Source organism: Piscibacillus halophilus, from assembly GCF_900110685.1.
Classification (GTDB): Bacteria; Bacillota; Bacilli; order Bacillales; family Alkalibacillaceae; genus Piscibacillus; species Piscibacillus halophilus.
In genome coordinates, this window is the sequence record NZ_FOES01000017.1 from 13,421 (window position 1) to 30,176 (window position 16,756).

Sequence of the window (16,756 nt, forward strand, 5' to 3'; positions counted from 1 at the left end):
TTTTTTGAATTTTCAGGAGGGTCGTTCATGCAGCAGTCAGATTTAGCATTGGAATCTCTTATTAAAAAGAATAAGATTATGCTTGCTTTTCTCACCATCGTAACCGCTCTAAGTCTAGTGGTGAATATCGCTATTGGACAAAGGTTGATTGTGATTTCTATTATTGGAATTGGATCACTGACTTTAATTTGTATACTAGGGATTTTATTAAAGCTTAATAAAGCTATGAAGATTTATCCTTACATAAGCATATTAGGCTTAGGTTCAATTATAGGAGCCATTATCTTATCAGTATCCACTTCAGGGCAAAATGTCGCACTTATTTATTTCTTACTTATTAGTAGTGCCCTATACTTAACGAAGAGCACTCTCATTTATGGATTTAGTATCAGTACAATTTTACTAATCTCTTTTATTATGAAATATGGACAAGAATTTAATTTTGATTATGGAATCTCAGTTTTGGTTTTAGTATTAGCTGGCATCGTCTTGTACTGCCAACAGATTGTTGCACAACAAATGAACGAGAAGTTAGAAGAACTCCAAGAACTAAATAAGCAAAGTTACTTACAAGAAGCAAAACAAAAAGAACAAATAGAAAATCAAGCAAACCGTATTCAACGAAGCATGTCAGAAATCTCTAAACAATCGAATGACCATCGCCAATCATTAGATGAAATGAACCATGCCATTCAAGAAATCGCCAGCGGCACGGAACATCATTCTAATTCAATCGGCACTATTCATCAATTGGTAAAAGATACATACTCCATTGTGAATGAAATGACAGATGAGCTAAAAGCGTTGCATCAATCAACCATTGATAATGAACATCATGCTAATCATGGCTTACAAAGTTCTAATAAACTGATCACTCAAATTGAAGATTTAAAAGGTAGTTTGAACTCGGTGAATATGACATTTAGTGAACTAAGTGATAAAGTTGACTCTTCGGTTAACTCATTAAAGGATATTCAAGATATTACTGATCAGACCAGCTTACTTGCGTTAAACGCGTCTATTGAAGCTGCTAGAGCGGGTGAACACGGCAAAGGATTTGCAGTGGTTGCAGATGAAATCAGAAAACTCTCAGGACACACTGACAAGACTGCTAAAACAATCTCAGGTAACTTAATTAGTATAAAAGATACAAATCAGAAAACGGAACATAAAATTAAGACGATGACCCAGAAATTAGAAGAAAACATTGAAACTGTGAATCAGAACCATTCCATTTTTCAACAGTTTGAAAACCAATCTAAGCAACTTCTAGATCAATTGAGTCAATTTGTAAAAAAAGCTCAAGTCGCTGATGAAAACACTCAAGCTATAGAAGAAACAATTGACCAGTTTACTTACACAATTGAGCAATCATCTGCGTCCATCGAAGAAATCAGTGCCTCTGTCCAAGAGCAAGTTGAACACAACCGTTTACTGCATACAGAAATTGAAAAATCGAACGACGCTCTTCGAAAATTAACGCGTTCTGAATAAAAAGAGGGCAAAGCCGAATGTCTGCGACTTTGCCCTCTTTTTATTCATCTCTTTGATTTTTCTCTTCATCTCGTTCTTTTAACTTTAACCTTCTTCTGCGCAGTCGTTCCCTAATTCGTCTATAATCCAATACAACAGTTTTCGGTCTAAATTTATCTTCTGCTTTAAGGTCACCAGTCGAAGCTTTCATGAACGATATGGCTAACATAAACATGATAAATATTAACGGAAAACCACCGACGATACTCGCGGTCTGTAACGTACTTAACCCACCTAAGAACATTAACGTTAAAGGTAAAATACAGAGTGTGAATGCCCAAAATAGACGGTTCCAACGTTCAGGCTCTCCATCATCAACTTCTTTTTGTGTAACGGAAGCAAGAATATACGAACTTGAGTCAAACGTTGTAGCTAAGAAGACGATGGATAAAATAACAAATATTATAACCATGAGTTTAGCTAATGGTAACTGGTTAATAATCGATATAATCGCAATAGGTGCCCCTTGATCATTTAATACCGAGACAACATCATAAGCACCCGTTAATTGAAGGTACAAACCAAAGTTACCCATGATTCCAAAGAATAATAAACACCCTAATGATCCGTAGACAATTGTTCCGACAATAACTTGCCTAATTGTACGTCCTCTAGAAATCCTAGCAATAAACAGACCAACAAAGGGTGCATAAACTAACCACCATGCCCAATAGAACACGGTCCATGCCTCTGGAAAGCCTGTTTCTTCAAAGTTAGATATATTGGCTAACGGCTCCGTCCAGGTACTCATGTGAAAGAAATTATCTAATATTAACCCAATACTATTAGTAGTCGCTTCTGAGATAAATAACGTTGGACCTGTAATGAAGACGAAAACCAATAAAAATACAGCCAATGCTAAGTTGAAATCACTTAATCGTTTAATACCTTCTTTTAATCCTAAATATGAACTAATACCGAATATGACGGTTACACCCAATAAGATGATTGTTCTTAACAACATGGTATCTTCTAGACCAGTAATATCAGATACACCAGCTGTTATTAAAGGTGTACCAAGAGCTAGCGTTGTACCAGCACCACCGAGTAAACCAAATATGAATAAAACATCGATCACTTTACCAATAATTGAATCTGATGTATTCCCAAGTATGGGCCTAAGAGTTTCACTTATTTTTATAACGGGTGTTTTTCTCACATAAAAGAAATAAGCCATCGGGATGGCAGGTAAGGTATAAATTGCCCAAGCAATAGGTCCCCAGTGAAAAATACCGTACGTTGATGCCCACTGAATAGTTTCGATTTGTGCTTCAGATGGGTCAATTCCAAATGGGGGTCCTTGATAATAATAGGCCCATTCAATCGTTGCCCAATATAAAATACTTGAACCAATCCCTGCACTGAACAACATACCAGCCCAAGATGCAGTTCCAAACTCAGGCTTTTCATCCTTTTCACCTAGTTTGACATGTCCATTTTGGCTAAAGGCTACAAATATTAAGAAAAAGAAGATTCCTAATCCCATTATTAAATATAGGAAACCAAAGTTACCAGCAACAAAATCATTTAATCGGTTAACGAATGCTTCACCAGCTTCAGGATATATAACTAACGGAATGACAACCGCAAGCAGTAAAACAAATGATGCTATAAACGTTGGCCAATCGATTAATTTTCGGTTCATCGCATACTCTCCTTTAAATACCTATAACTATACTTTGTAGCAACACCTCGAATTTTATTAGTCGTAAAATAAAAAAGCTTTGGGACAATGTTTATTTACCCCAAAGCTTTTTATATTAATCGGCTATTAAATGTAATGTACTGCCTGAATCAGCTTTTGTATCGGTTAAATGATAATTTCCTTCCACCCAATCGATTATTTGATCATCATACCACTTACTACGATAATGTCCTGCCTGACCGGGTCCCACAATATGATAGGATTGATCAATACGATCCATGTCTATAACGAACCTCCATGAAGCACCATGATCAACCGTGCCATCATCTCTGAATGAAGTAGCCATAACGGTTACATGGCTTCCTCCAACTTGAACAGGATCCATTTTATTAAAGAAACGATCTAAAAATGAAATGTTGGATAAAGGATGCGCAAAATATACTTGGTGGTAATCCCCCCACGCCCAATTGTTCATATCAGTACCATATTCATCCTTTAAGTTTTGAACGGTAATGGTAAACGAATCTTTAAACACTTTCTCTAATCCTCCGTTTTTATCAAACCAAAGGGACGTCTCGCCACTCAAAACATTAGCAATGAGTTGATCGACATTTTGCCCTTTTCCACTAAACATTGAATAAATATCTTCCGGGATATGTTCAGAGAATAATTGCTCTTCTACCTCATCAAAGAATTGATGGAAGATTAAGGGTTGTGGATCATTTTTATCGTCATTATAATCCCAATCTTTTAATAAAGATAACGCGGATTTCTCGTCTTCTGATAAATCTTGATTTTCTAGAATATCAACCATAATCGGTACTAACCATTCTGCCTGTAAGTTCATTTGGTCCATTTGAAGTTTCATCATATCTTCAACTGTTAATTGATCCTGTTTTTCTAATACTTGATAGATTCGAGTGTAACGGTAAGGTTGCGCCCACATATGACTAATATGATATGGGTATTGATCTGATATAACTTTATTATTGGCCGTTGCGATAAAGCCTTTTTCTGGGTTAATTAAAGTCGGTAATTCGTTAAACGGGACATGCTCATTTAAATCATATTCCGATTCCCATCCTGGCAAAGGTAATAAAGCGTGATCTGGGTCTTGATATTTCGGAATTTTACCATTCGCTTTATAAGCAATCGTTCCGTCTTTAGATGCAAACACAAAGTTTTGTGCAGGAGCGTGAAAATCTTCTAATGCTTGCTCGAATTCATCCCAGTTAGAAGCTCTATTAATGCTTAAAATTGCCGAAAGTTCGGGAGTGGGATCTAACGCCGTCCAATCAACTGAAAAAGCAGTCGAAGTTTCCTCTGGATCTATTCCATTCGTAAATTCTGAAATAATTGGACCATGGACCGTTTCCACTACTTCTAAATCAACAGATTCACCATCTTTGACGTGTATTACTTCATTAATCACATCAGCTTCGACCCACTCCTCATCATATAAAAACTGATGCGGGTTTTCATCATGACGTTTTTCTAAATATAATTGTTGAACATCAGGGCCAACATTGGTGACACCCCAAGCGATATCTTGATTATGTCCGAGAATGACACCAGGAACTCCAGCAAAAATAACACCTGATACATCGTACTCACCGGATTTTAAGTGAACTTGATACCAAATAGATGGTGTTTGCAGACCTAAGTGCGGATCATTAGCCAATATTGGCATTCCACTTTCCGTCTTGTCTCCACTTACCACCCAGTTATTACTCCCATTAAATTCATGTGTCTTAGGAGCTTGCGCCATGCTTTTAGACAGGTCCACATATTCCTCATCTGAAATATTCGTTAAAGCATTTTGGGGGTAAGTTGGAAATAATTCATAAGCTTCTTCCTCACTAAAATGATGAATTAAATAATAGTTAAAAGCTTGACGTTCCCAATGCCCTCCTAAATCGTAAGCCATATATTTACCAATTGTTAAAGAATCAATAATCGTCCACTCTTCCATGGAATCCATTCCCATTAATTTAAATTCAACCGGCCATTTATTCTCTTTTTCAACCTCGCGAATATATTCATTTACACCATTCGCGTAAGCTTCTAAAGCCTGTTGTGCTTCATCGTCATATAACTCTAAAGAGGCTTCCGCTGCACGTCTTAACCCTAACGTTCTAAAATACTTATCTTGAGTCAATGCCGCCTCACCAGCAACTTCACTCAACCTTCCTGAAGCTTGCCTTCTCGACATTTCCATTTGAAATAGACGATCCTGTGCCGTTATATAACCTTGTGCATAAAATAAATCCTCATTCGATTGAGCTGAGATATGCGCAACACCATCTTCATCTCTCAATACTGTCACATCTTCATTTAGTCCACCTAGTATTTGTTCCCCTTCTATTTGAGGAAGCGACCGATTAACGTAAGCGTTTACATAAATGAATAAAGAAATGGCGATAATGAATAACGCACTTAATGAAATTAAAGTCCACTTAATCCATGGTTTCATCTTTTTCTTATGTACACTTTTCTCAATATGTTCTTCTCGTACTGTTTCCATACCTTCTCCCCCGATATTATGTTTTTATCTATTTTATTATATTACAAAAATTTTGACATTTTAACAATTTATGAACGATTACCCTTTTTATTTCCTTAAACTCTTAATCTCGTTTAAAATGGTTAAGGGTGATACATATAAAGCTTTAATCATCATATTTACATTAGCATTATTAATGTTATTCTTTATAAATCCACTGTGGTTAGATATTAGTTCCGATTACATTGTTATTAACGTTCGTCTGTTCTTATTTTTCTAGGAGACGTATGTGAACTTATTAATTATAAGTCTATCAACTGGGACGATTATTGGAATGACCACATTTACTTTTATCGTTGAGGTGAACTATTTTGACTAATAAAAAGAAGGCTTTAATCGCAGGGATTATCGGGGCCGTATTACTAGGAGCAATCATTTTATATTTAAGCTATTTAGGTTTATCACCAGACTCTGATCGTGTAGATGAGGTTGAAAAACAAGCCAATCAATATATGGAAGAACATTTTCAACAAGATTATGAAATCATCGATACGTTATACGATAATGTAGATGTATACGATACGTTTAGTTATGCTGCTATTGTTGAATTAGAAAATGACGATCGTTTTAAGTTTTTAGTTTTTGAACATAATGAAACAAATGAATTGACCGATAGTTATGTAGCTGAGCATTTTGAATATGAGTTAGAATCTGTTTTACAGCCACTTTTAAATGAAGCTTATGGTGAAGACAATGTTCAAGAATTATGGCTAACCTATCCAAAAGATGCCGGTCAGCAGCTTAACTTAGATCATACAAATGTTACATCAGTTACCGAACACGATTTAAAGCCAGTCATCCGCATTACATTGGACCGCGGACAGGAAGATGATGATGAGGAAAAACTCGATCAAATTATAAGTGAGATTCAAGACGAATTAAATATTAGCGGTGGACATGTAACATTAAGCTTTAACGATTCCGCGATTATGTTTAAAGATAAAGATATTAAAAAAGAATTTTAAACCATGAAAAAAGGAAGCATTTTAGCTTCCTTTTATTAATGCTTTAATATCTTCTTCTATTTTTTCCGGTTTTGTTTGGGGTGAATAACGTTCGACTACATTACCATTTCGGTCCACTAGGAATTTAGTGAAATTCCATTTTATCTCCCCACCTAATAACCCTTTCTTTTCTTCTGTTAAGTATTTAAATAGCGGTGCTTTATGGTCACCCTTCACATCGATTTTTTTATAAACCGGGAACGTGACACCGTAATTGGTTTGACAAAACTCTAATATTTCTTCTTGTTGTTCAAACTCTTGATTCATAAATTGGTCTGATGGAAACCCTAACACCTTAAACCCTTCGTCTTTATACGTCTCGTACAATTTCTGCAAACCTTCAAACTGTGGTGTAAAACCACATTTACTAGCTGTATTCACTATGAGTAATATCTGTCCTTTATGTTCGCTTAACGATTCCATTTCACCATTACTTTTTTCAACTTGTAAATCATATACACTCATTCAAACACCTTCTTTTCCTTATTTTGATAACAATGATCACAATAAAGCTGACCATGATGATGTACCCCATTTAAGAAACCATTTTCACAATACACGGGTTTATGACAGCTGTGACAATAACCAACCAGTTCCTCCATACCATCCCGCCTTTTAAACTCTTTATTATATTGTAGCAAAAATCTAGGCCTTCTTTATATTTAAACGCTCGGCATGATATAATTAAAGTAAATCCTCTTTACAAAGGGAGGCGGAAATCGTTGGGATTAAAGTCCAATATTTATAAGATTTTAAGAATTTGGAATGACGTCGACGCCGTTAAAAAAGGGCGCGTTGGAAAGCGAGTTGGTCGACGTGTCGCAGGAAAAACAACAGGTAAAGCATTAAGAAAGTTATTTAAATAAATTGAGGAGTGGCACTATTCGCCACTCCTCTTTTATTTCATCACGCTTTTCGCGTGTTATTGTATTTAGTCCATTTCTACTTCTAATATTTTACCAGTATAGGCATCAATCGTGATTTCCGTTTCTTGTTCCCCAATCACTTCGATTTCGTATACATAATGACCATCATCTTCATCTAAATCAATTTCAGAAATTTTACCTTGAGCAACTTCTAATGCTAGTTTGATAGCTTTTTCTTTCCCAATGACATCTTTAGAGCTTGTTTCTGTTTGTGATTCTGCTTGAAGGTCCACATCAACTCTATGATCATCGTCTTGGTCATCTTCATCTCGGTCACTATCTTTTTCGGTTTGATCATCGTCAAATTTTTCTTCAACATTTACAATTTTCCCGGTGTAGGCATCGATTATTAGTTCATATTCTTTTTTATCTTTAATGACTTCCACTTCAAAAAATGCCTTACCTTCACCTTTTGTTTCTAATTCAACCTCTTCGATTGTTCCATTAACTTTACTAAGTACAATGTCCTCTAATTCTTCTACACCAATTAATTTATTTGTATTTACTGCTACTTGGGATTCCATATCGCCTTTCACATCCATTTCTTTATCAGAGGTTTTGGATGACAATGAATCACTGTATGATACTGCCCCAACAGTACCACCAACAGCTATTGAGCTAGCTAAAGCACCAACAATTATTTTTCTTCTCATATATAAATACCTCCTAATATGTTTCTAGTCTTAATATATCTTTTCAATCTGAGAAAACTTAGAACAGAATATTAGAAAACGATTAGAATTTCATAAAAATTAATTAACCTTTCAAAAAAGGCATTTATGACCTAAAAAAATAGCTTTTTTCCAATGTTTGTCCTACCAAACATGAAATGATGCTAAAAAAAGAACAGAGCATATCGCTCTGTCCCTTAATCTTCTTCTTGATCTTGATCATCATCGTCATCATCTTTGTCATCCCAAATTACAGTTACTTCTCCATTTAATGCATTAATTCTCATGGTAACGTCTTGATCATTTTCTGTTTCAATTTCAATGATGTAATATAAGGTGCCGTTAATTTCCTTGTATTCAAAATCTTCAATTTCACCGCTTTGTTTATCTAATGCAATGTCAATTGCCTCTTCTTGTGATATTGGGGTCTGAGTTTTTAACTCAATCTGTTCGTCAGTTACTTCTCCCGTCTGTGCATCAATCATTAAATGGATAAACTCATTTTTATCCTCAATTTCTACACCATAGTAAGGTCGTTCTTCATCCATAAATTCAATCGATTGAAATTCACCTTCGTATTCATCTTGAAGTTCTTTTAATATTTCATCTTTGGTTAAAAATTCTTGTTCAGGTTCCTTTACGATTTCATGATCCCCATTATTTTCTTTATCGGGGACACTATTGGATTCTTCTTGTTCATCTTCATTGCTTGGTTCTTCCACATCTTCTTCCGTTTTTTCTTCTTCACCAACGGAATCTTGTTCTTTCTCATCTGATTGAGCGGTTTGGTGAGATCTTATCTCCTCTAATTCACCACTTTGTTTATTGACGATGACAATATAAGAACCTGAAGGCAGTTTGACCTTAATTGAATAATGTTTAACGTCTTCTATCACTTCTTCTATATCACCTGAATAGGTATCTAACACAATTTGTTCGGCTTCTTCTTGTGATATTTGTTCAGCGGACGTTGTTCCGAATAAGAACTGTTGTGCCAACACAAATACCACAACGGTAATAATCGCTCCTCCCAACATCCAGATGATTCGTTCTTTCATCTATATCCATCCTTAAATGATCATTTTATTAATATATCATACACATCTGACATTAAAATTTAATGAGAACTCAATGAATTTAAACTTAGAATGACCGTTGTACCTTCACCGACACGACTATCGAGCTCAATATCAATATTTAAGGAATCAGCCAACTCTTTAGCTAAGGCTAAACCTAATCCAGTTCCACCATGGTCTCGATTACGCGCTTCATCGACTCGATAAAAACGATCGAATACCTTTTCTAGTGAATCTTCGGGAATTCCGATTCCTTGATCTTCTATCTTGATTATAGGTTTTGAACCATGACTTAATTCAATACGAACTGGTTCATCACTATATTTGCAGGCGTTATCGATGAAAATATAAATAAGCTGTTTCAACTTCTGTTTATCAGATTGAATAATAATTGATTCTTCCGCGTCCATGTGAATGCTTCGTCGATAAACTCGCTCCATATTTTTCGCAACACCTTCTATGAGTTGGTTCAACTGAATTTCTGTAATATCTAATTTCCAGTCTTGATCTCGTCTCGCGAGTAATAACAATTGCTCCGTTAAATCTTTCATTCGTACTGCCTCTAAATGTATCGCGTCAATCGATTCTTGGACCACCTCAGGCCGCTCAAGCCCACGTCTTTTAACTAAGCTAGCGTAACTTTCAATCACTGTTAATGGCGTTCTCAACTCATGTGATGCATTTGAAACGAACGCTTCTTGTTTCTCGTAATTTTCCTTAAGTAAATCCATCAGCTCATTAAATGTTTGCCCCATTGTATATAATTCATCATTAGATTGTTTATTTAATGGAATGTGTTTAAACGTTTGACTACTTTTAATCTCATTCATGGTTTGAATGAGTGATTGAATCGGACGAATAATTAGATCCGACAATAACTTACCTGAAACAAATACTGGTATTAATGCAATGATCGTTACTAGGAATAACACCAGTTTTAAAATATCTAAATTATTATCTACTGTTTCTAAGCTTTCAAACACTTGCATATAAACAACTTGACCGTCTCGCCATATCGTAGGAAGTTGGACAAAACCATACGAGACATCTGAATGGGTAATAACCCCTGATTGTCTTCCGCGTTCAAAACTTATTTGATAATCCTTTAAGGTATTAGGGACTTCTCCTGATAACACAGCAGGTGACATTAACTGCCCATCTTGATTGACAATCCTTAGCATACCATCATTCGGTACATAAAAACTCATCAAATCGATGACAGAGAATTCATCCGTTTCATTTCTTAGCCCTGAAAGGATATTCTGTGCATTCGATTCAACTCGATTTAATTCACGATCATATGTAATATTTATGAAAGTAAAATAAATCGTGGCAGACAACAGTATCACTAAAATGACAAATAAAAATGTTGAGTAGAAAAAAATCTTATTTTTTAGTTTCATATGCATCCTTCAAAACATAGCCGACTCCACGAACTGTATGAATTAAATCATGGTCTTGTTCGGCATCAATTTTTTTTCTTAAATAACGAACATATACGTCCACTACATTCGTATCACCTACATAATCAAAGCCCCATACCTGATCTAGAATTTGATCACGAGTTAAAACTTGTCGCTTATGATTCAAAAAGTATACTAACAGATCAAATTCACGTGGTGTTAATTCGATAAAACGCTCTCCTCTATAGACTTCTCGAGTCGTTTGATTAAGTTTTAAATTCTCAAAGCTTAACCATTCATCTTCTGCTTCAACTTGATTTGTTTGAACCTGCCTTAATGCCGCTCGAATACGTGCTAACAACTCTTCAATTTCAAAAGGCTTCGTTATATAATCATTCGCTCCAAGATCTAACCCTGTTACTTTATCTTCTGTTGATCCTTTTGCAGTTAGTAATAAAATCGGAGTATGAGTATCATTTTTTCTAATTCGTCTTAATAATTCTATCCCACTCATTTCCGGAAGCATGATATCTAATAAAATTAAATCCCATGTTTGAGAGCGATACAGTTCTAAAGCATCATACCCTGAGTGAGCTTTACTAACTGTATACCCTTCATAACCTAATTCAAGCTCTAAAACTCGAGCAATTTTTTCTTCATCTTCTATGACTAAAATACTTGTGTCTGACATCCAAACACCTCTTTCAACATTCAGGTCTAATTTTCACTCAAATGTATGATACCATATAACTAGATAGGGGTGGTATTATGCCAAAATGTCCTCACTGTCATCAACCATTTATGTATAAACAATTGTTACGTATTTCCTGGAGTAGTAGGGTTGGGGTCGAATGTTCAAATTGTCAAAAAACATCTTTTGAGTCAGCCAGTAGTAAAAAGAAATTGACGTTAGTCACGATTATCACACCCATTACGATAATTATTTTTCGTGAATTATTGAACTTATCAATGACAGTTGTATCCTTCATCATTCTAATGTTCTTAGGGATACTGACTTTAACATTGCCTTTATACACGAAATTAACAAAAGAGGAAGAACCGTTGTGGTAAAAGAACGTGGAATCATTCTATTTGATGGTGTATGTAATTTATGTAACGGAATTGTACAATTTATTTTAAAACGAGACCAACACGATCATTTTCAATTCTCGTCATTACAAAGCAATACGAGTCAAAATGTACTAAAACAGTATCATTTAAGTCATAACTTAGAAACATTTGTTTATGTATATCAAAACAAAGCATTTACTAAATCATCAGCTGCATTACGTGTATTTAGAGATTTAGGTGGGTTATGGAAGCTCTTGTATGCGTTAATTATTGTACCAAAATTTATGAGAGACCCTATTTATAATTGGATAGCCAAAAATCGATACAAATGGTTCGGAAAGCGCAATGAATGCATGCTGCCACGACCAGAATATAAGCATAAGTTTTTAGATTAATTAATAAAAACCGAGATCGTCATTAAACGCTCTCCGTTTTTCATTACTTTGCAATAAATAATTGTGTCCAATATGGTGACATGTTACCACTTGGTTCATAACCAATACCAATATGAGTAACTGAGTCATTTAAAATGTTTTTACGGTGCCCTTCACTGTTCATCCACTGTTGAACAACTTCTTCAGCCGTATGTTGACCTGCCGCGATATTTTCAGCTGCAACTGTGTAATCAATACCAAATTGATCTAACATTTCAAACGGTGATCCGTATGTCGGTGATGTGTGACTAAAATAACCATTGTCAGCCATATCCACTGATTTAGCCTGAGCTGCTTCGTTAAGTTCTTGGTCGATTTCTAATGCATTTAGTCCTTCCTTTTCACGCTCCGCATTTGTTAAACGAACAACTTCTTGAACGATTTGCCTAACATCTTGTGGTTGCTCAGTATCAGCTTGATCTGCGGCTTCACCATTTTGTTCAGCTTGTGGTTGATTCTCTTGTTGTTGTCCTTGCTGTCCTTGACGGTCACGAGTCGTTTGACCTCGGTTATCTTCTTCCACTTCATTATTTCGGTGGTTGTACCCTCGATCTGTATTATAAGGGAAATCTAAATTATCGTCCGTGTTTCCATCGAAGAAAGGAAAATCATTACGATCTCTTCCTTGGTTATTAAAATTTGTATTTTGATCCCCTTGGTTATTTTGACCAGGTCCATATCCGATATTTTGTAGATCGTCGTTTGCATCATTTGCTCCATCCTCTGTATTACATCCCGTTAAGATACCTGCAAATAATATGAAGACGAAGAACCACTTTATATGAAATTTCATAAACTTCTTACCTCCTTTTTTCATGTTCGAGTTTAGTTTAAATCGGAGGTAAAAAAATATGCTCCCAATAATAGGGAGCGTTGGTAGTTAACTCATTTTTAAGATATCTTCTAAGACCTTTTGAACTTGATAACCTTCTTCAAAAGTGACGAGTTGCGCCTCTTTACCATCTAAAGCATTAGCTAATTCATCCATTAATGAAACGTGTTGGTTTATATTTACATTAATTTTTTCTTTTCCTTTTTCTTTTGTTCGAATATATAATTCACGCCAGTTTCTTAATTCCAATACAGCCTGTTCACCATAAATCTTATAAGATAAATATTCTTTTTGTCCTACTTCACTTACCCCATTAAACAAAACTGGAATGTTCTCAATATTTAATCTTGCCATGAAACCGACTTCTGATTTTTTAGGATCAGCAGGAAAATCGACAAAAGATTGTCTACATGAAGGTATTCCAATTAGACGAGTTGTTAAATGCAAATAATGCGGTCCAATTTCTCTTATGAATCCCCCTTGCTCTCTTGTTGCAATCCAATTATTTTGTTGCCAAGCTCTTGGCCATTCTGGGAAATACATATGAAATTCAACACGCTTAATCTCACCTAATTGACCTTGAGCTATGACCTCTTTCATTTTAAGAAATTCATGATGGTATGGTAATGGAAAATTCATCGCATTGATGACACCTTTGTTTTCAGCCGCTTCATACATTTCTCTTGCCTCATCTGTGCTATTGGCTAAAGGCTTTTCACATAAAATATGTTTATTATGTGAGATGATATTTAGAGCTATCTCATGATGAAACTTAGGTGGAACAGCTAAGTAAACTAAATCAATATGATCTTGATTTAATAAATCACTATGAGAAGCGTGCGTTTGAACTTCTCCGTATTTCTTTTGAATGTGATCAAGACGCTGTTCATTTGGCTCACAATAATCAGTTACTTTAAAACGTGGATGATCAATAAATTGTTTTAATACACGTTCACCTACAACACCTAGTCCTATAATGCCTACTTGATATACTTTATTCATCACGTATTCTCCTTAACCCATTTTCTTTTTATTATGGCATAAAAAATGGATAAAAATATATAAAAAGGACTCAACCTTTAAGATTGAGTCCTCTAATCAATTAGAGCTTAATGGCGACGACTTTAGGCTCCGTCATCGTTTCAATCGAAAATCGAATGCCTTCGCGCCCTAACCCTGAATTTTTCACGCCACCAAATGGCATCTCATCAATTCGATAATCACTCGTATCATTAACCATAACGCCGCCACACTCTAAATGTTGAATGGCATAAAAAGCATGATCTAAATTTTTAGTAAAAATCCCTGCCTGAAGCCCGTAGTCAACACTGTTTGCTTTTTCAACTGCCTCTTCTAATGAGTCAACTGGAAATACGGAGACTACCGGACCGAAAATTTCTTCTTTCACTATTTTTGCCGATTCTGGCACATCCGCTAAAATAGTTGGTGAGTAAAAGGCTCCTTTCCGTACACCGCCTGCCAAAATTTGACCACCTTGATCCACAGCATCATTGACCCAATCTTCGACTCTCATCGCTTCTTTTTCCGTGATCAGTGGACCAACATCCGTGTCATGTAATAATTTATCGCCGACTTTTAGAGCTTTCGTTTGAAAAACCATTTTTTTAACAAATTCATCATACACATTTCTTTCTACAAAAATTCTTTGGACTCCTATACAATTTTGACCGACTGCTCCAAACGAACCTGCGACACAAGATGAAACAGCATCATCTAAGTCGCAATCACTCATAACAATGGCAGGTGAGTTTGAACCTAATTCCATTCCTATATGTTTAATTCCTGATTGTTCAGCTACTTTTTCACCTGCATTTAATCCTCCTGTAAAGGACACCATTTTAACCGCTGGATGTTGCACAAGAGTCTCTCCTAATTCACTACCCGATCCAGTAATCACACTAAGCATTCCTTTTGGTAAACCTGCAGCTTCAAAAGCGTCTGCCAATAACAATGCACTTAAAGGTGTGACCGATGCTGGCTTCACAACAATAGCATTTCCAGAAGCGATTGCAGGACCTACCTTATGAGCAACTAAATTTAATGGATCATTAAATGGAGTAATAGCTCCAACAACACCTACAGGAAACCGATAATAATAACCAACTCGATTTTCACTTCCTTCATTTTGATCAAAATTAATTGTTTCTCCTTTTAATCGCCGAGCTTCTTCAGCGCTAATTTCTAAGGTTTGCATCGCCCTTTTAACTTCACCGCGAGCTTCTGTGATCGTCTTACTACCTTCAGTGGCAATCGTCTGAGCATACAAATCTTTATTCTCGTTCATATATTCAACCGTAGCTTTAAGAACTTTAATACGTTCGTGTGTCGGCCAATCTTTGTGTCGTTGAAATGCTGTTTCTGCTTCATCAATCGCTCTTTTCATGTCCTCTTTAGTTGATAAAGGGACGTGAGCAATTAAACGATTATCTTGAGGGTCATACACACCAAACGTTTGCGCAGCATCTACCCACTTCCCAGCTAACAACATCTTTTCCGCCTTCACCTGAAGTTGTTTCACTGATATCACCTCACTATACACGTATTTTTGGATTCACTTGGTAAGCGTGAATCATATCAATTAACAATGAAAAACCCGTCTCCTTAAGACCTGCACCAGCACCCGTTAACATGATTGGGCCAGATAAATCACATTCATATAAGATTGCGTTTGTAGCCCCTTGAACACCTGCTAAAGGGTGAGTTATGTCTATTTTTTCCGGTGCTACTTGCGCTTCAATACCTTCCTCTGTTTTTTTAATTCTCGCCAATAGTTTCCAACGTTTACCCTCGCTTAATGCTTCTTGAACCATCTCTCCTGTTAAATCAGCAATTCCCTGACACGGAATATCTAACGCGCTCACTTTTTGGCCCATCACATAATGAGATAAAATAGCCGTTTTGTATCGCACATCATAACCTTCAATATCACTCGTTGGATCCGCTTCAGCATAGCCAAACTCTTGAGCTTGCTTTAACGCTTGATCAAAAGATAACCCTTTCTCCATTTCGGTAATAATATAATTGGTCGTTCCATTTAAAATTCCCACAACTTCATAAATGTCATTTCCCATTAAGGTGGTCCTCGGTAAACGTAATGCTGGCGTCCCACTCATAACGGTTCCTTCAAATCCAAAGAAACATTCGTTTTCATCCGCCAACGCTTGTAATTCATCTAGTTTTAAAGCGACTGGACCTTTATTGGTAGTGACCACACTTTTCCCATTTTTAAAAGCTGCTACACAATGATCAATCGCTGGCTGGCCCGTTTGAACATCCGTAAACGTGACTTCTACGATCATGTCTGCGTTCGACTTTTCAATCGTCTCTAAGCTATTCCAATCATATTCTTGTGCATTGGGGTAAGCATCCACACGCCCTTTTTCCCTAACGGCATCTAATAAAGTAGAGATGTCTAATCCGTCTGGGTCATACACGGACCCTTTCATCACATCTGACACAGCAACCACAGTTGGTTCTAAACCATACTGGAGTTTTAGCGACTCTTTTTTATCTTGTAGAATTTCAGCTAGCGCCTGACCGACGCCGCCAAATCCGATAAATGCGACCTTCATCAAAC

At 36.1% G+C, this 16,756-nt stretch carries 16 protein-coding genes; 5 read left to right on the forward strand and 11 right to left on the reverse strand.

Annotation, left to right across the window (positions count from 1 at the left end):
• Positions 1–27: 27 nt before the first annotated feature.
• Positions 28–1,494, forward strand: coding sequence for a methyl-accepting chemotaxis protein (locus tag BMY57_RS08950; protein ID WP_091773678.1), 1,467 nt, complete (start codon positions 28–30; stop codon positions 1,492–1,494).
• A 40-nt stretch (positions 1,495–1,534) separates the two neighbouring features.
• On the opposite strand, the gene BMY57_RS08955 is transcribed toward BMY57_RS08950, so the two are convergent.
• A complete protein-coding gene (locus tag BMY57_RS08955) occupies positions 1,535–3,178 on the reverse strand; it encodes a BCCT family transporter (protein ID WP_091773679.1) in 1,644 nt (547 codons plus the stop codon).
• A 115-nt stretch (positions 3,179–3,293) separates the two neighbouring features.
• Complete coding sequence (locus BMY57_RS08960; protein ID WP_091773680.1) at positions 3,294–5,702, reverse strand: penicillin acylase family protein; 2,409 nt, start codon at positions 5,700–5,702, stop codon at positions 3,294–3,296.
• Between the two features lie 350 nt (positions 5,703–6,052).
• Between BMY57_RS08960 and BMY57_RS08965 the strand changes: the two genes are divergently transcribed.
• A complete protein-coding gene (locus BMY57_RS08965; RefSeq protein WP_091773681.1) occupies positions 6,053–6,706 on the forward strand; it encodes a hypothetical protein in 654 nt (217 codons plus the stop codon).
• Between the two features lie 21 nt (positions 6,707–6,727).
• Here the strand turns inward: BMY57_RS08965 and BMY57_RS08970 are convergent, their stop codons facing one another.
• Complete coding sequence (locus BMY57_RS08970) at positions 6,728–7,210, reverse strand: glutathione peroxidase (RefSeq protein ID WP_091773682.1); 483 nt, start codon at positions 7,208–7,210, stop codon at positions 6,728–6,730.
• Between the two features lie 257 nt (positions 7,211–7,467).
• Between BMY57_RS08970 and BMY57_RS16095 the strand changes: the two genes are divergently transcribed.
• Positions 7,468–7,611, forward strand: coding sequence for a hypothetical protein (locus BMY57_RS16095; protein WP_175615336.1), 144 nt, complete (start codon positions 7,468–7,470; stop codon positions 7,609–7,611).
• 65 nt (positions 7,612–7,676) lie between these two features.
• Here the strand turns inward: BMY57_RS16095 and BMY57_RS08980 are convergent, their stop codons facing one another.
• The 4 genes from BMY57_RS08980 to BMY57_RS08995 all read right to left on the reverse strand — a co-directional run bounded on the left by BMY57_RS08980 (position 7,677) and on the right by BMY57_RS08995 (position 11,512).
• Positions 7,677–8,324: a PepSY domain-containing protein gene (locus tag BMY57_RS08980; RefSeq protein ID WP_091773684.1), complete on the reverse strand. Its 648-nt coding sequence runs from the start codon at positions 8,322–8,324 to the stop codon at positions 7,677–7,679.
• A 215-nt stretch (positions 8,325–8,539) separates the two neighbouring features.
• The gene (locus tag BMY57_RS08985) at positions 8,540–9,400 is read right to left on the reverse strand and encodes a PepSY domain-containing protein (protein WP_091773685.1); all 861 of its coding nucleotides are present in this window, start codon (positions 9,398–9,400) and stop codon (positions 8,540–8,542) included.
• 59 nt (positions 9,401–9,459) lie between these two features.
• The gene (locus BMY57_RS08990) at positions 9,460–10,821 is read right to left on the reverse strand and encodes a sensor histidine kinase (RefSeq protein WP_177176362.1); all 1,362 of its coding nucleotides are present in this window, start codon (positions 10,819–10,821) and stop codon (positions 9,460–9,462) included.
• The gene (locus BMY57_RS08995) at positions 10,805–11,512 is read right to left on the reverse strand and encodes a response regulator transcription factor (protein ID WP_091773687.1); all 708 of its coding nucleotides are present in this window, start codon (positions 11,510–11,512) and stop codon (positions 10,805–10,807) included. Before BMY57_RS08995 ends, BMY57_RS08990 begins: the two co-directional genes overlap by 17 nt.
• Before the next feature lie 77 nt (positions 11,513–11,589).
• Here BMY57_RS08995 and BMY57_RS09000 point away from each other — a divergent pair, with 77 nt between their 5' ends.
• Together BMY57_RS09000 and BMY57_RS09005 are read left to right on the forward strand one after the other, a co-directional pair.
• Positions 11,590–11,892: a TIGR04104 family putative zinc finger protein gene (locus tag BMY57_RS09000; RefSeq protein ID WP_091773688.1), complete on the forward strand. Its 303-nt coding sequence runs from the start codon at positions 11,590–11,592 to the stop codon at positions 11,890–11,892.
• The gene (locus tag BMY57_RS09005) at positions 11,886–12,287 is read left to right on the forward strand and encodes a thiol-disulfide oxidoreductase DCC family protein (protein WP_091773689.1); all 402 of its coding nucleotides are present in this window, start codon (positions 11,886–11,888) and stop codon (positions 12,285–12,287) included. The genes BMY57_RS09000 and BMY57_RS09005 overlap by 7 nt, the downstream gene beginning before the upstream one ends.
• 43 nt (positions 12,288–12,330) lie before the next feature.
• Here the strand turns inward: BMY57_RS09005 and BMY57_RS09010 are convergent, their stop codons facing one another.
• The 4 genes from BMY57_RS09010 to BMY57_RS09025 all read right to left on the reverse strand — a co-directional run bounded on the left by BMY57_RS09010 (position 12,331) and on the right by BMY57_RS09025 (position 16,751).
• Positions 12,331–13,119 carry a CAP domain-containing protein gene (locus BMY57_RS09010; protein WP_091773690.1) on the reverse strand — a complete coding sequence of 263 codons (789 nt, stop codon included), beginning with the start codon at positions 13,117–13,119 and terminating at the stop codon, positions 12,331–12,333.
• An 87-nt stretch (positions 13,120–13,206) separates the two neighbouring features.
• Positions 13,207–14,160, reverse strand: a complete 954-nt coding sequence (locus tag BMY57_RS09015) for a Gfo/Idh/MocA family protein (RefSeq protein WP_091773691.1) — start codon at positions 14,158–14,160, stop codon at positions 13,207–13,209.
• Between the two features lie 100 nt (positions 14,161–14,260).
• Positions 14,261–15,667, reverse strand: coding sequence for an aldehyde dehydrogenase family protein (locus tag BMY57_RS09020; RefSeq protein ID WP_091773713.1), 1,407 nt, complete (start codon positions 15,665–15,667; stop codon positions 14,261–14,263).
• Positions 15,668–15,710: 43 nt separating this feature from the next.
• Complete coding sequence (locus tag BMY57_RS09025) at positions 15,711–16,751, reverse strand: homoserine dehydrogenase (protein WP_091773692.1); 1,041 nt, start codon at positions 16,749–16,751, stop codon at positions 15,711–15,713.
• Positions 16,752–16,756: the final 5 nt, after the last annotated feature.

Coding starts and splice junctions, on each gene's coding strand:
- BMY57_RS08970 (WP_091773682.1), bottom strand. CDS start 7,210: ATGAGTGTATATGATTTACAAGTTGAAAAAAGTAATGGTGAAATGGAA.
- BMY57_RS09015 (WP_091773691.1), bottom strand. CDS start 14,160: ATGAATAAAGTATATCAAGTAGGCATTATAGGACTAGGTGTTGTAGGT.
- BMY57_RS08950 (WP_091773678.1), top strand. CDS start 28: ATGCAGCAGTCAGATTTAGCATTGGAATCTCTTATTAAAAAGAATAAG.
- BMY57_RS09010 (WP_091773690.1), bottom strand. CDS start 13,119: ATGAAATTTCATATAAAGTGGTTCTTCGTCTTCATATTATTTGCAGGT.
- BMY57_RS08985 (WP_091773685.1), bottom strand. CDS start 9,400: ATGAAAGAACGAATCATCTGGATGTTGGGAGGAGCGATTATTACCGTT.
- BMY57_RS08990 (WP_177176362.1), bottom strand. CDS start 10,821: ATGAAACTAAAAAATAAGATTTTTTTCTACTCAACATTTTTATTTGTC.
- BMY57_RS08995 (WP_091773687.1), bottom strand. CDS start 11,512: ATGTCAGACACAAGTATTTTAGTCATAGAAGATGAAGAAAAAATTGCT.
- BMY57_RS08955 (WP_091773679.1), bottom strand. CDS start 3,178: ATGAACCGAAAATTAATCGATTGGCCAACGTTTATAGCATCATTTGTT.
- BMY57_RS09025 (WP_091773692.1), bottom strand. CDS start 16,751: ATGAAGGTCGCATTTATCGGATTTGGCGGCGTCGGTCAGGCGCTAGCT.
- BMY57_RS09020 (WP_091773713.1), bottom strand. CDS start 15,667: ATGTTGTTAGCTGGGAAGTGGGTAGATGCTGCGCAAACGTTTGGTGTG.
- BMY57_RS09000 (WP_091773688.1), top strand. CDS start 11,590: ATGCCAAAATGTCCTCACTGTCATCAACCATTTATGTATAAACAATTG.
- BMY57_RS08980 (WP_091773684.1), bottom strand. CDS start 8,324: ATGAGAAGAAAAATAATTGTTGGTGCTTTAGCTAGCTCAATAGCTGTT.
- BMY57_RS08960 (WP_091773680.1), bottom strand. CDS start 5,702: ATGGAAACAGTACGAGAAGAACATATTGAGAAAAGTGTACATAAGAAA.